General features: G+C 71.5%; 12 protein-coding genes and 1 riboswitch. Of the genes, 6 read left to right on the top strand and 6 right to left on the bottom strand.

What is annotated here, in order from left to right:
• The first annotated feature begins 143 nt into the window (after positions 1-143).
• Both ACWEK3_RS06265 and ACWEK3_RS06260 read left to right on the top strand, forming a co-directional pair.
• Positions 144-2,072 carry a 2-oxoacid:acceptor oxidoreductase subunit alpha gene (locus tag ACWEK3_RS06265; RefSeq protein ID WP_450545140.1) on the top strand — a complete coding sequence of 643 codons (1,929 nt, stop codon included), beginning with the start codon at positions 144-146 and terminating at the stop codon, positions 2,070-2,072.
• Positions 2,065-3,144, top strand: a complete 1,080-nt coding sequence (locus tag ACWEK3_RS06260) for a 2-oxoacid:ferredoxin oxidoreductase subunit beta (protein ID WP_450545138.1) — start codon at positions 2,065-2,067, stop codon at positions 3,142-3,144. Before ACWEK3_RS06265 ends, ACWEK3_RS06260 begins: the two co-directional genes overlap by 8 nt.
• Before the next feature lie 15 nt (positions 3,145-3,159).
• On the opposite strand, the gene ACWEK3_RS06255 is transcribed toward ACWEK3_RS06260, so the two are convergent.
• Positions 3,160-3,618, bottom strand: a complete 459-nt coding sequence (locus ACWEK3_RS06255; RefSeq protein ID WP_453249060.1) for a winged helix-turn-helix transcriptional regulator — start codon at positions 3,616-3,618, stop codon at positions 3,160-3,162.
• 90 nt (positions 3,619-3,708) lie between these two features.
• On the opposite strand from ACWEK3_RS06255, the gene ACWEK3_RS06250 reads away from it, so the two are divergent.
• The 3 genes from ACWEK3_RS06250 to ACWEK3_RS06240 all read left to right on the top strand — a co-directional run bounded on the left by ACWEK3_RS06250 (position 3,709) and on the right by ACWEK3_RS06240 (position 6,230).
• Positions 3,709-4,563: an SDR family oxidoreductase gene (locus tag ACWEK3_RS06250; protein WP_453249059.1), complete on the top strand. Its 855-nt coding sequence runs from the start codon at positions 3,709-3,711 to the stop codon at positions 4,561-4,563.
• A 194-nt stretch (positions 4,564-4,757) separates the two neighbouring features.
• Positions 4,758-5,657 carry an EamA family transporter RarD gene (rarD, locus tag ACWEK3_RS06245; protein WP_450545165.1) on the top strand — a complete coding sequence of 300 codons (900 nt, stop codon included), beginning with the start codon at positions 4,758-4,760 and terminating at the stop codon, positions 5,655-5,657.
• Positions 5,658-5,750: 93 nt separating this feature from the next.
• Entirely contained in the window at positions 5,751-6,230 is a 480-nt protein-coding gene (locus ACWEK3_RS06240; RefSeq protein ID WP_376401909.1) for a VOC family protein, read from the top strand.
• Positions 6,231-6,239: 9 nt separating this feature from the next.
• On the opposite strand, the gene ACWEK3_RS06235 is transcribed toward ACWEK3_RS06240, so the two are convergent.
• The gene (locus ACWEK3_RS06235; RefSeq protein ID WP_453249058.1) at positions 6,240-7,982 is read right to left on the bottom strand and encodes a tetratricopeptide repeat protein; all 1,743 of its coding nucleotides are present in this window, start codon (positions 7,980-7,982) and stop codon (positions 6,240-6,242) included.
• A 177-nt stretch (positions 7,983-8,159) separates the two neighbouring features.
• Between ACWEK3_RS06235 and ACWEK3_RS06230 the strand changes: the two genes are divergently transcribed.
• On the top strand, positions 8,160-8,708 hold the full coding sequence (locus tag ACWEK3_RS06230; protein ID WP_450545131.1) for a DUF6668 family protein: 549 nt from the start codon (positions 8,160-8,162) through the stop codon (positions 8,706-8,708).
• On the opposite strand, the gene ACWEK3_RS06225 is transcribed toward ACWEK3_RS06230, so the two are convergent.
• From ACWEK3_RS06225 to ACWEK3_RS06210, 4 genes are all read right to left on the bottom strand, one after another.
• Entirely contained in the window at positions 8,698-9,594 is an 897-nt protein-coding gene (locus ACWEK3_RS06225) for an ABC transporter permease (RefSeq protein WP_450545129.1), read from the bottom strand. The genes ACWEK3_RS06230 and ACWEK3_RS06225 overlap by 11 nt on opposite strands.
• Positions 9,581-10,525: an ABC transporter ATP-binding protein gene (locus ACWEK3_RS06220; protein ID WP_450545128.1), complete on the bottom strand. Its 945-nt coding sequence runs from the start codon at positions 10,523-10,525 to the stop codon at positions 9,581-9,583. The genes ACWEK3_RS06225 and ACWEK3_RS06220 overlap by 14 nt, the downstream gene beginning before the upstream one ends.
• A gap of 33 nt (positions 10,526-10,558) precedes the next feature.
• A complete protein-coding gene (locus ACWEK3_RS06215; protein WP_450545126.1) occupies positions 10,559-11,773 on the bottom strand; it encodes a LolA family protein in 1,215 nt (404 codons plus the stop codon).
• Positions 11,774-12,059: 286 nt separating this feature from the next.
• A complete protein-coding gene (locus ACWEK3_RS06210) occupies positions 12,060-13,070 on the bottom strand; it encodes a polyprenyl synthetase family protein (protein WP_361424071.1) in 1,011 nt (336 codons plus the stop codon).
• Between the two features lie 484 nt (positions 13,071-13,554).
• A riboswitch (cyclic di-AMP (ydaO/yuaA leader) is annotated at positions 13,555-13,741 on the top strand.

Below are 13,741 nucleotides of genomic sequence, written 5' to 3'. Positions count from 1 at the left end.
GACGGACCGTGCGAACCGTCTCATCGGTGCGTCCAGCATGCGAACGATGCAGGGAAGGCGACCCTCACGGTCGTAGGGTTGAAGCCGGGAAGGTCTTCGGGAAGGCCGCTCCCACACAGCAGCCTCGAAGGAGGTCCAGTTCAGTGACCAGCCAGGTCAGCAGTCCAGCGGAGCAGGCCGACGGAGCCGTCGTAGGAGAGCAGCGCAGGGCGGCCGGGACGAAGGACGTCCGCCGTTTGGACCGGGTGATCATCCGGTTCGCGGGTGACTCGGGTGACGGTATGCAACTCACCGGTGACCGCTTCACCTCGGAGACGGCGTCGTTCGGGAACGATCTGTCGACGCTGCCGAACTTCCCGGCCGAGATCCGGGCCCCCGCAGGAACCCTGCCGGGTGTGTCCTCCTTCCAGCTGCACTTCGCCGACCACGACATCCTCACCCCCGGGGACGCGCCGAACGTGCTGGTCGCGATGAACCCGGCCGCGCTGAAGGCGAACGTCGGCGACCTGCCGCGCGGCGCGGAGATCATCGTCAACACCGACGAGTTCACCAAGCGCGCGATGCAGAAGGTCGGCTACGACGCCTCCCCGCTGGAGGACGGCTCGCTGGACGGCTACCACCTGCACCCGGTGCCGCTGACCACCCTGACGGTCGAGGCCCTCAAAGAGTTCGACCTGTCCCGCAAGGAGGCCGAGCGCAGCAAGAACATGTTCGCGCTGGGCCTGCTGAGCTGGATGTACCACCGGCCCACGGAGGGCACGGAGAAGTTCCTGCGGACGAAGTTCGCCCGGAAGCCGGACATCGCGGCAGCGAACATCACCGCGTTCCGCGCGGGCTGGAACTTCGGTGAGACGACGGAGGACTTCGCGGTCTCCTACGAGGTCGCCCCGGCCGCCAAGGCCTTCCCTGTCGGCACGTACCGCAACATCTCCGGGAACCTGGCCCTGTCCTACGGCCTGGTGGCGGCGTCCCGCCAGGCGGACCTGCCGCTGTTCCTGGGCTCGTACCCGATCACCCCGGCCTCGGACATCCTGCACGAGCTGTCCAAGCACAAGAACTTCGGTGTGCGGACCTTCCAGGCCGAGGACGAGATCGCCGGCATCGGCGCCGCTCTCGGGGCCGCCTTCGGCGGGTCGCTCGCGGTGACGACGACGTCCGGCCCGGGCGTGGCGCTCAAGAGCGAGACGATCGGCCTGGCGGTGTCGCTGGAGCTGCCGCTGGTGGTGGTGGACATCCAGCGCGGCGGGCCGTCCACCGGCCTGCCGACCAAGACCGAGCAGGCCGATCTGCTGCAGGCGATGTACGGCCGCAACGGCGAGGCCCCGGTCCCGGTCGTCGCCCCGTGCACCCCGGCGGACTGCTTCGACGCCGCTCTGGAGGCGGCCCGGATCGCGCTGACCTACCGCACCCCGGTGTTCCTGCTCTCCGACGGCTACCTCGCCAACGGCTCCGAGCCCTGGCGCATCCCCGATCTGGACGAACTGCCCGACCTGAGCGTGCAGTTCGCGCAGGGCCCCAACCACACGACGGCCGACGGCACCGAAGTGTTCTGGCCCTACAAGCGCGACCCCAAGACCCTGGCCCGCCCGTGGGCGATCCCGGGCACGCCCGGCCTGGAGCACCGCGTCGGCGGCATCGAGAAGCAGGACGGCACCGGCAACATCTCCTACGAACCCGCCAACCACGACTTCATGGTCCGCACCCGGCAGGCCAAGATCGACGGCATCGAGGTCCCCGACGTCGAGGTCGACGACCCGAATGGGGCACGCACCCTCGTCCTGGGCTGGGGCTCCACCTACGGGCCCATCACGGCGGCCGTGCGCCGGCTGCGCGCGGCCGGGGAGTCCATCGCGCAGGCCCACCTGCGCCACCTCAACCCCTTCCCGAAGAACCTCGGCGCGGTCCTGAAGCATTACGACAAGGTGGTGATCCCCGAGATGAACCTCGGCCAGCTCGCCACCCTGGTGCGAGCGAAGTACCTGGTGGACGCGCACTCGTACAACCAGGTCAACGGCATGCCGTTCAAGGCGGAGCAGCTCGCCACGGCTCTCAAGGAGGCCATCGATGGCTGAGACGTCCACGGAAGGCACGGGCACGGCCGAGGCGCTCTCCCTGGTGCCGAAGGCCCAGGCCCGGCAGTCCATGAAGGACTTCAAGTCCGACCAGGAAGTGCGCTGGTGCCCCGGCTGCGGCGACTACGCGATCCTCGCGGCCGTCCAGGGCTTCATGCCGGAGCTGGGGCTGGCCAGGGAGAACATCGTCTTCGTCTCCGGCATCGGCTGCTCCTCCCGCTTCCCGTACTACATGAACACCTACGGGATGCACTCCATCCACGGCCGCGCCCCCGCCATCGCCACCGGCCTGGCCACCTCGCGGCGCGACCTGTCGGTGTGGGTCGTCACCGGTGACGGCGACGCGCTGTCCATCGGCGGCAACCACCTCATCCATGCCCTGCGCCGCAACGTCAACCTCAAGATCCTGCTGTTCAACAACCGGATCTACGGCCTGACCAAGGGTCAGTACAGCCCGACCTCCGAGATCGGCAAGATCACCAAGTCGACGCCGATGGGCTCCCTCGACGCCCCCTTCAACCCGGTCTCCCTCGCCATCGGCGCCGAGGCGTCGTTCGTGGCCCGCACCATCGACTCCGACCGCAGGCACCTCACCGAGGTGCTGCGCCAGGCCGCCGCCCACCCCGGCACCGCGCTGATCGAGATCTACCAGAACTGCAACATCTTCAATGACGGTGCCTTCGACGCCCTCAAGGACCGCACCCAGGCCCAGGAGGCGCTGATCCGCCTGGAGCACGGGCAGCCGATCCGCTTCGGCGCCGACGGCGAGCGCGGTGTCGTCCGGGACGCGCGCACCGGCGACCTGTCCGTCGTGGACGTCACCCCGGACAACGAGTCCGAGATCCTCGTCCACGACGCGCACGCGGCCTCCCCGACCATGGCGTTCGCGCTGTCCCGGCTGGCCGACCCCGACACCCTCCACCACACCCCGATCGGCGTCTTCCGGTCCGTGGACCGCCCGGTCTACGACACCGCGATGGCCGACCAGCTCGACGCGGCGATCGAGCAGCGGGGCAAGGGCGACCTGGCCGCGCTGCTGGCCGGCGGGGACACCTGGACGGTCGTCGGCTGAGCGGCCTGCTCCGCCTCACGAGGCCCGGGTCCGTGCGGCCCGGGCCTCGTCGTATGTCCGGCGGACCTCGCCTTGTGCCCGGTGGGCCTCGTCGTACGTCCGCCGGGCCTGCTCCACGTCCGCCATGCGCTCCTGGGTCCACAGCGCGAGCGTCCGTACCTGTTCGGCGGCCTCCCGGCCGAGGCCGGTGAGGGAGTAGTCGACCCGGGGCGGGATCACGGGCTTGGCGTCACGGTGCACCAGTCCGTCGCGCTCCAGGGTCCGCAGCGTCTGGGCGAGCATCTTCTCGCTGACGCCTCGTTCGCTGGCCCGGCCGACGGCGCGACGCAGTTCGCTGAAGCGGTGGGGCCGCTCCAGCAGCTCGATCAGGACGAGGACGCCCCACCGGCTGGTGACGTGCTCCAGGACCAGGCGGTACGGGCACATCGCCGCTTCGACGACGTCCCTTGCCGCTCCTCCAGCGCTTACTGCCATGCCAGTACCTTACTTCAAAGTGGGTACTTTCGAAGAGTTAGCGCATCTCCTAGCGTTAGTGCACAGGCACCCCACAAGGAGACTTCCGTCATGAGCATCGTCGTCACCGGAGCCACCGGACACCTCGGCCGCCACGTCGTGGAACAGCTGCTGGAGAAGGTCCCGGCCGACCAGGTCACCGCCGTCGTACGCACCCCGGAGAAGGCCGCCGGCCTCGCCGAGCGCGGGGTGCGGATCGCGGTCGCCGACTACAACGCGCCCGAGACCTTCGACGGCTTGTTCTCGGCCGGCGACAAGGTCCTGCTGATCTCCGGCAACGAGTTCGACAAGGGCCGGGTCCGGCAGCACCGGGTCGTCATCGACGCGGCTCGCGCCGCCGGTGTCGCGCTGCTCGCCTACACCAGCGCCCCCGGCACCCTGAAGGCCGCCCTCGCCGACGACCACCACGGCACCGAGGAGGCCCTGCTGGCCTCCGGGGTGCCCTACGTACTGCTGCGCAACGGCTGGTACCACGAGAACTACACCGAGCAGCTCGCCCCCGTCCTGGAGCACGGCGCCGTCGTCCACGCCGCCGGCGAGGGCCGTATCTCCTCCGCCCCGCGCGCCGAATACGCGGCCGCCGCCGTCGCCGTCCTGACCGGCGAGGGCCACGAGAACAAGACGTACGAGCTGGGCGGGGACGAGGCGTGGAGCCTCGCCGAGTACGCCGCCGAGCTGAGCCGGCAGACCGGCCGGCGGATCACGTCCAACCCGGTCACCGTCGAGGAGTACGCGGGCATCCTGACCGGCGCCGGTCTCCCCGGGCCGCTCGCCGCGATCCTGGCGGGCGTGGACGCCTCCATCGAGAAGGGCGAGCTGGTCATCACCTCCGGCGATCTGTCCCGCCTGATCGGGCACTCCACCAGCCCGGTCTCGGAGGCGATCGCCGCCGCGCTCGGGGCCTGAGCGACACCGGGGAAACCGTCACCCGCCCGTCATGACCGTTTGACCATACGGACATGACAGGCGGGGGCGCGTGGCGCTACCTTCTTTGATGCCCGCCGCACGGTACGCGGCCGGGCACGAAGGAGGAACCAGTGAGCGAGCAGCCGAGGGGTGAGCGGCGCACAGGACTGCTGAACGGTGTCGCCGCCTACGGGATGTGGGGCCTCGTCCCCATCTTCTGGCCGCTGCTCAAACCCGCCGGGGCGGTCGAGATCCTCGCCCACCGCATGGTGTGGTCCCTCGCCTTCGTCGCCGTCGCCCTGCTCGTCGTACGCCGCTGGGCCTGGGCCGGCGAACTGCTGCGCCAGCCGCGCAGGCTGGCCCTCGTCGTGATCGCCGCCGCGGTGATCACCGTCAACTGGGGCGTATACATCTGGTCCGTCAACAGCGGGCACGTGGTGGAGGCCTCCCTCGGCTACTTCATCAACCCGCTGGTCACCATCGCGATGGGCGTACTGCTCCTCAAGGAGCGGCTGCGGCCCGTGCAGTGGGCGGCGGTCGGCACCGGCGCCGCCGCCGTCGTCGTGCTCACCATCGGCTACGGCCGCCCGCCGTGGATCTCCCTCTGCCTCGCCTTCTCCTTCGCCACCTACGGCCTGGTGAAGAAGAAGGTCAACCTGGGCGGCATCGAGTCGCTGACCGCCGAGACCGCGGTCCAGTTCCTGCCCGCTCTGGGCTATCTGCTGTGGATGGGCGCCCACGGCACCTCGACGTTCGCCGCCGAGGGCGCCGGGCACGCCGCCCTGCTCGCCTCCACCGGCATCGTCACCGCGCTGCCGCTGGTCTGCTTCGGCGCGGCCGCGATACGCGTGCCGCTGTCCACCCTGGGCCTGCTCCAGTACATGGCCCCGGTCTTCCAGTTCCTGCTCGGCGTCGCCTACTTCCACGAGTCCATGCCGGCCGAGCGCTGGGCCGGCTTCGCCCTGGTCTGGCTGGCCCTGACCCTGCTGACCTGGGACGGGCTGCGCACGGCCCGACGGGCGGCACAGCTCAGGGCCCGGCTCGCCTCCCCCAGGACCGCGACGGCGGCGAAGGCCGACCCCGTGGACGCGTAGCCGCTGCCGCGGGTGGTGCGGGCGCGGTGTGCTCGCGCCTCCTCCTTGGTGAAGTTCCAGCCCCGGGGCGAGCCCGCGCATATAACTGGTTGCATGACTCCGACACCCACGGGCGCCGCGCCCGCTCCGCTGCACTGGAAGCTCGTCATCGACGCCGCCGACCCGCACGCGCAGGCCGACTTCTGGGCCGCCGCGCTGCACTACGAGGTGGAGGACAACAGCGCGTTGGTCGAACGGCTGCTGAAGCTCGGGGCGCTGCCGGGCGAGGCCACCGTCGAGTTCCACGGCCGCCCGGCCTTCCGGGATCTGATCGGCGTGCGGCATCCCGACGACCCGTACGACGAGGAACGCGGCACCGGTCTGGGGCGGCGGCTGCTGTTCCAGCGGGTGCCGGAGGCCAAGTCCGGCAAGAACCGGCTCCACCTCGACCTGCACCCCGGCGAGGGCCGGCGCGCGGACGAGGTGGAGCGGCTGAAGGGGCTCGGAGCGCGCGTGCTGCGGCATGTGCGGGAGCACGGCGGGGAGTGGATGGTGATGGAGGACCCGGAGGGCAACGTGTTCTGCGTGGCGTAGGACGCCGGGTCAGCTCGGGAGCGGCGGGGTGGCGTCGCGGGCCCGTTCGGCCAGGCGACCCATGCGGGCGCGGGCGGACTCCAGTTGTTCGATGTCGTCGGCGGCGGGGCCGTCCTCGGCGGTGAGTTCGGTCCACAGGTCGATCAGGTCGCGGCCGAGCCGCAGGCCCTGCTCGGGGTCGCGGACCGCGCGCCAGGCGGCGGCCGCGCTCTGCACGTCGCCGTAGGCCGCCGCCGCGTCACCGGCGCGGCGGCGGATGCGGGCGAGGCCGAGCGAGATACCGAAGGAACGGAGCGGATCGCCCGCCAAGTAGGCGATGTATGCGGTGAGTTCGCGCACCCGCAGCACCTCGGGGTGCTCTGGGCCGAGCGTGCCGGACGCGTCCACGACGGTGCGTTCGGCCAGGGCCGCCGCCTCCTCGATCCGGCCCTCCTTCACCGCCTCGTTGACCCGCGCCAGGGGTTCGGCGAGCAGAACGGCGCCCGCTTCACCGGCCGCGGTCCTGGGATCCTCCCCGAGCACCGCCTCGGCCACGGCGTCGAACCCGCGGGCGGGGGTGGGGGTGGGCTTGGGCTCGGGATCGTCCAGGCCGAGGTCGGCCGGGTCGGGGTCGGCCGGGTCGGGGTCGGCCGGGTCGGGGTCCGGGCGCTGGTGCTGGTGCGAAGTCGCGGCGGACGCGGGGGCGCCGGGCGCGGGGGCGTGGTCGCCAGGCGCTGGGGCACGCTCGGCGGGCGCGGGCGGTTCCGGCCACGCGTTCACGTCGGCCGGTCCCGCGTCCATCACCGGTGGCGGGCCGAACACTCCCGTGGGGGCGACAGCCGTACCGAGGGGCGTGTCACCCACCGGTTCCGGCAGCGCCCGCAGCGCGAACGTAGGCGCCACCTCACTGAACGGCGCCTGCGACTCGGAAACCGCCCGCAACGGGAAAGTGGGCGCGCTCTCGCCGTACGGCGCACTGCCACCGGCCCGGCGCTCGCTGTCCGACCCGGACCCCGGCAACTCCCGCACCGGGAACACAGGTGCCTCTTCGGCGGTCGGCGCCTGCGACTCGGAAACCGCCCGCAACGGGAAAGTGGGCGCGCTCTCGCCGTACGGCGCACTGCCACCGGCCCGGCGCTCGCTGTCCGACCCGGACCCCGGCAACTCCCGCACCGGGAACACAGGTGCCTCTTCGGCGGTCGGCGCCTGCGACTCGGAAACCGCCCGCAACGGGAAGGTAGCCGCGCTCTCGCTGTGCGGCGCACTGCCGCCGGCCCGGCGCTCGCTGTGCGGCTCGGGGGGCGCGGGCGGCGGGAACGTGGGGGCGGGCTTCGGGGAGGGCGGCTCCGTGTCGGGCTCGTAGGCCGGTTCCGGGGTCTGCCTCAGTACGTGCGTCACCCTGTCGTCCTCCGGTCGCGGGGCCGGGCCCGGCCGCGGGGTCTCGGCCGGCGGGTCCGGCGGTGCCGTGCGCAGGGGCTCCGCCGCGAACGAGCTGGAGCCGTCGGTGTGGACCTGGAGGGGGACGACGTAGCCGATGCGCTCGTCGGTGACCGTGGCGAGGACGGGGTGGCCTGAGGCGAGGGCGATGCGGTGGAGGTGGCTCAGGACGGCCTGCTGGATCTCCTCGCCGGGAGCCGGGCGGACCGGTACGCCGCCGACCGAGGCCCCGGCGCCGTCCGCCGGCACATGGACGGCGACCGTCGTCGCCACGGGTGCCGCCGGCCACGCGGCGCGCTCGTGTTCCCGCTTCTTCCCGCGGCTCAGTCGAGACATCGGCTTCCTCACTCGGATGAGTGCCATCCGGTCGTTCGCTGCATTCGAGTCTCTCCGCCCGCCTGCCCTCCCCACGTCACCACGACGTCACAGACTCGCACCAGGAACCGCACTCCTGTGACGCGGGTAACGTTTCGCGGGCGAGGATCGTCGGGCTGACATGGGAGGGGGACGGCCATGCGAACAGACGTACGACAGGGACCGGAGATCTGGATCCGCGGGCCGGTGACCGATGCCCGTGCCGAGGCCGACGGGTGGGAGGACAGGCCCGGACGGCCCGCAGTCCGGCCCGTCATGCCCCGCCGGTTCTCCTGGCTGGCCACCCACGGCGGCGCGGGCACGACCACGCTCGCGGCCGTCTACGGCGGTCACGACTGCGGACGCGCCTGGCCGGGGCCCGGCGCTCCGGAGTCGGTGCTGCTGGTCGCCAGGACCCACTCGGCCGGCCTGGACGCCGTCACCCGGGCCCTCGACGTGTTCCGCGGGGGCGAGGCGCCCGCCGGACTCGACCTGGACGCCGTGGTGCTCGTCGCGGACGCGCCGGGCCGGCTGCCGCGGCGGCTCGCCCAGCGGGTGAAGCCGATCGAGTCCGTGATCGACGTCTACCGCGTCCCGTGGGTAGAGGCCTGGCGGCTGGGCGACCTGAGCGGAGCGCCGCCGCGGGAGAGCGAACCGCTGGCCCGTCTCACGGGGGCAGGGACCGCGCGGGCGGCCTCTAGGCCGTGATGTCCTTCGCCGTGAACCGTGCCCAGGCCGCCGAGCCGAACACGGCCGCGTACAGGGCCTGCAGCTCCAGGTTCTTCACCAGGCCGTCCCAGTAGACCGGCTCGCGCATGAGGTCGGCGAAGGACAGCCAGTAGTGCGGGAAGAGGTACGGCTGGATGGCGTGCAGTTGGGGGATCTGGTCGAGGATCTGAACGGTGATCAGCAGGCCCACGGTCGTGGCCATCGCGGCGATCCCACTGTTGGTCAGCGTCGAGACGAACAGGCCGAGGGCGGCGAGCCCGATCAGGGACGCGGCGACGACGAGGGCGATCAGCAGCGCCCGGCCCAGTCCGTCGGCGAAGCTGATCCGCGTGCCCGAGATGGTCGTCAGATCGCCGAGCGGGAACAGCAGGGCGCCCACGACGAGCGCCGAGACGGCCACCACGAGGGTGGCGACCAGGCAGAAGGCCATCGTCGTGGCGTACTTGGCGAGCAGCAGGCGGGTGCGGCCGGCGGGGGCGACCAGCAGATAGCGCAGGGTGCCCGCGTTCGCCTCCCCGGCGACGGCGTCGCCGGCGATCACGCCCACGGCCATCGGCAGGAAGAACGGCAAGGTGGCGGCCAGCGCGGTGAAGACCAGGAACAGCCCGTTGTTGGTGACCTGTGCGATGAACGCCGGCCCCTCGCCGCCCCCGCCGCCGGCGGACGAGCCGTCCCTCGTCTCGATCCTGACGGCCACCCCGACCAGGACCGGCACACCGGCCAGCACGCCCAGCAGCGCGAGGGTGCGCCAGCGCCGGAAGGTGGTCACCAGCTCGCTGCGCAGCAGCCCGAAGGTCCACAGCGGGCGCGGGGCGCGCACGGCCGCGTCCGCGACCTGCCCCGGCGCCACCTCAGCCCGCGACATCGAAGCCCTCCCCCGTGAGTGCCACGAACGCGTCCTCCAGCGAGGCTCGTTCGACCCCGAAGCCGCGTACGCGGACGCCCGCCGTCACCAGCGCGGCGTTCACGTCGGCGAGGTCGCGCTCCGGTGGGTCGCCGGTCACCCGGTCCTCGCCCGCGACGACGTCGCCGACACCCTGTTCCTTCAGCACCCGGGCCGCCTCCCCCGTGTCGGGCGTGGTCACCACCAGCCGGCCGCGCGCTCCGGCGGCCAGCTCCGCCACGGCTCCCTGGATGATCAGCCGCCCCTGCGCCATGACCGCCGCGTGGGTGCACACCTGCTCGATCTCGTCCAGCAGATGGGAGGAGAGGAAGACGGTCGTGCCGTCGGAGGCCAACTTCCGGACCAGGGAGCGGATCTCGCGCATGCCCTGCGGGTCGAGACCGTTGGTCGGCTCGTCCAGGACGAGCAGTCTGCGCGGCTGGAGCAGCGCGGCGGCCAGCCCCAGGCGCTGTTTCATGCCCAGGGAGTAGGCCTTGGCCTTCTTGCCCGCCGCTGCCGTCAGGCCCACCCGGTCCAGGGCGGCGGCGACCCGGGCGCGCCGGGTGCGGGGGTCGGCGGTCGGGTCGGCGGCGTCGTAGCGCAGCAGGTTGTCCCGGCCGGACAGGAAGCCGTACAGGGCCGGGCCCTCGATAAGCGCGCCGACCTGCGGGAGCACGGTGCGCGAGGACCGGGGCATGGGGCGACCCAGCACCCGCGCCGTGCCGGAGGTGGGCTCGATGAGCCCCATCAGCATGCGGATGGTGGTGGTCTTGCCCGAGCCGTTCGGGCCGAGGAAGCCGAAGACGCTGCCCGCCGGGACGGTCAGGTCGAGACCGTCGACGGCGAGCTGTCCGCCGCGGTAGCGCTTGGTGAGCCCGCGCGTGTGGATGACGCTGTCATCCCCTCCGTCCATCGGCTCCCTCGATTCCTCGTGCCCGTCGCGTGCTTACTGCCCGGTGTTCGCCGCCTTCACCAGCGTGTCCTTGGTGACGGCGCCGACGTACACCTTGCCGTTGTCCGTGATCAGCGCGTTGACCAGGCGGGTGGAGAAGACCGTGCCCTTGCCGAACTTGCCGCTGACCTGGTCGCCGAGCGAGCCGAGGAACCCGCTCAGGTCGCCCTTGCCGGAGGACGACGGGATGCCACCCTTGTTGCCGGTGTCGAACACGGCGATGGAGTTCCAGCCCTTGCCGAGGACCTTCGGGCCGTTCTCGGCCAGGTCCTTGTGCGACGCGCCGGGCTCGTGGAACTGCCGGCCCGGGCCGGCCTTCCGCTCGGCGCCCTGCCCGGCCTCCTTCGCGGCGTCCTTCTCCTCGGTGACCTTCGCGCCCTTGGGCGGGGTGAAGTCGAAGGTCGACGCGGCCGGCTTGGCGAAGCTGACCTGGGTGAAGCCCGCGTCCACCACGGCGGCGCCGCCGCTCGCCGGGGTGAGCGTGAACTTCAGCGGCAGCCCGGTCTTGGCGTCCACCGCGATGCTGATCGCACCGACCGTGGTGCCGGAGGCGTGCTTCGGCTCGATGACCAGCTTGTAGGCGTCGCGGCCGGCGACCTGCGCGGTGCCGTCGACCTTCACCGAGGTGGTGTCGTCGACCGACTTCAGGGCCTCGTCGGCGAAGTCCTTGGGCGTGGCGGGGACCTCGTCCCGGTGCTTCTTGCCGCCGTCGGCCGCGGTGCCGTGGAAGACCTCGTTCGACTTGCTGTCGTAGCCCCAGACGTCCTTGCCGTTGTGGATGAGGCTGTACTCGGCGGCGCTCTCGATCAGCGAGACCTTCTGCCGGTCCTCGCCGTCGGCGGCGACGCGCAGGGTGTGCGTTCCGGAGGCCAGCTCGGACAGCTTTGACGTCGGGTCGGCCGACGAACCGTCACCACCCCTGGCTGCGCCGGAGGCCAGGCCGCTCTCCAGGCCGCCGAGGTTCGGCAGACCCAGGTCGGTGCTGACCTTGACCGTGCCGGACAGCTGCTGGACGTCCGACTTGGCGATTTTCTCGATGAGTTGCTGTGCGGTGATCTTCGGCAGGCTGGGGTCGCCGGACGCGGCGAGCGCGGGGACGAGCCCGATGGTCGCCGCCGCGACCCCCACCACCGTGACCGGGACGACGTAGCGCGCGGCCTTGCGGCGCCCCGTGCGCAGGTCGTCGGCTTCGGATTCGTTCGGTGCCATGTGTGCCCTACCTCCGTCATCGGCGGCGGCTGTCCTTCTGCACTGGGGTGTCGCCCTCAGCCGCCATTCTCACCCAGATCGGTGAGGAGTGGTGTGGTCCGTTGTTTCCATCTGACCAAATCGGCGGGGCGGAAGCGTCAGACCCCGGAGCCAACTCCGTGTACGCCTGCGGTATGACACACAAAGGGCGACGCCTCCCCTACCCCGTAGGGGTAGATGTGGAGAGCGCCGCTCGAAGGGGCCGCCCGGCGGGGGCGTCCGGCGAGGTCGCGGGACCGGACGGGCATCAGCCGGCCCGGTGCACCACCGCGTCGCACAGCTGAAGCAGTGCGGCCTTCGCCTCGCACTCCCGCAGCGGCGCCAGCGCGGCACGCGCCTCCTCGGCGTAGCGCACGGTGTCCCGGCGGGCCTGTTCCAGCGCCGGGTGCGCCCGCAGCGCCGCCAGCGCCTCCGCGTGCCGCGCGTCGTCGCTCAGGTCGGAGTCCAGCAGCTCGCACAGGGCGATGTCCTCGGCCAGCCCCAGCCGGGCCGCGCGCTCGCGCAGCCGCAGCACCGGCAGCGTGGCGATGCCCTCGCGCAGATCGGTGCCGGGCGTCTTGCCCGACTCGTGCGAGTCGGAGGCGATGTCCAGGACGTCGTCCGCCAGCTGGAAGGCGACGCCCAGGCGCTCGCCGTACTGCGTCAGCACGTCCACGACCGTCTCGTCGGCGCCGGACATCATCGCGCCGAACCGGCACGACACCGCCACCAGCGAGCCGGTCTTGCCGCCCAGCACGTCCAGGTAGTGGTCGACCGGGTCCCGGCCGTCCTGCGGACCCGCCGTCTCCAGGATCTGCCCGGTGACCAGCCGCTCGAACGCCACGGCCTGCACGCGCACGGCCTCCGGGCCGAGGTCGGCGAGGATCTGCGAGGCGCGGGCGAAGAGGAAGTCGCCGGTCAGGACCGCGACCGAGTTGCCCCAGCGGGTGTTGGCGCTGGCCACCCCGCGGCGCACGGCGGCCTCGTCCATCACGTCGTCGTGGTACAGCGTCGCCAGATGGGTCAGCTCCACCACCACGGCCGAGGGCACGATCCCCGGCGCGTACGGATCCCCGAACTGGGACGCGAGCATCACGAGCAGTGGCCGGAACCGCTTCCCGCCCGCCCTGACGAGGTGCTGGGCGGCGCCCGTGATGAACGGGACCTCGCTCTTGGTGGCTTCGAGCAGCCCTTCCTCGACAGCCGCCAATCCGGCCTGGACATCGGCTTCGAGAGCCTGGTCCCGCACGGTCAGCCCGAATGGCCCGACGACGGTCACGAGGGGTCTCCTGTCTGCTGGTGTCTGCTGGGGATTACACGGTTTGTCGATAGGTCGCTGCCCTCACTCAAGTCAGCGTATCCGGTCACGTTTCGATCACCGATATCGCCCACCTATACGGGCCAGGCCACTTCACCCGACGTGACCACCATCACGTGTCAGCCACACGGCCCACACACCGTCACGCATGAAGTCCGATTCACCCCTATTAGGGTTTCAATTCTCTTTAGTGGTAATTGCCCTTCGGCCGCCCGAGCCGTGACTTGGAACACACACCCCTCCGTCCGCACCATCTCTCGCACTCCTTCACATTCCCTTTACAGGCAGCCGAGTTGAACCTTGGCAGGTGCAAAGGATCAAGCACCACATACACCCCAGACCAAGGTCAAACAGGACGAGTGTGATTCCGGCACTTGTTCGGGACATGTGCTCTCGCATACGTTCCCGGCACCGACGGGCGGACGCCGAATCCTGCCGCCGCCCGTAATCCCAACGACCGAATGACCCATGGCAGGAGCGGGGGACCCAGGTAAGTTCGCCGGGCCGGGTGTCGTACGTACCGCGTACGCCGCACCGGAACGGCTTGGGGTGAAGCCGTGCCCTTCAGGGCGCGGCCGGGCACCTCCCAGCCCGAACCCGACAGCTCACCTCGCAGGCGACGGAGAGGAATT

Source organism: Streptomyces sp. NPDC004721 (assembly GCF_053601495.1).
The sequence above is the reverse complement of the archived record's forward strand: the minus strand, read 5'-3'. Positions and strand labels throughout refer to the sequence as shown.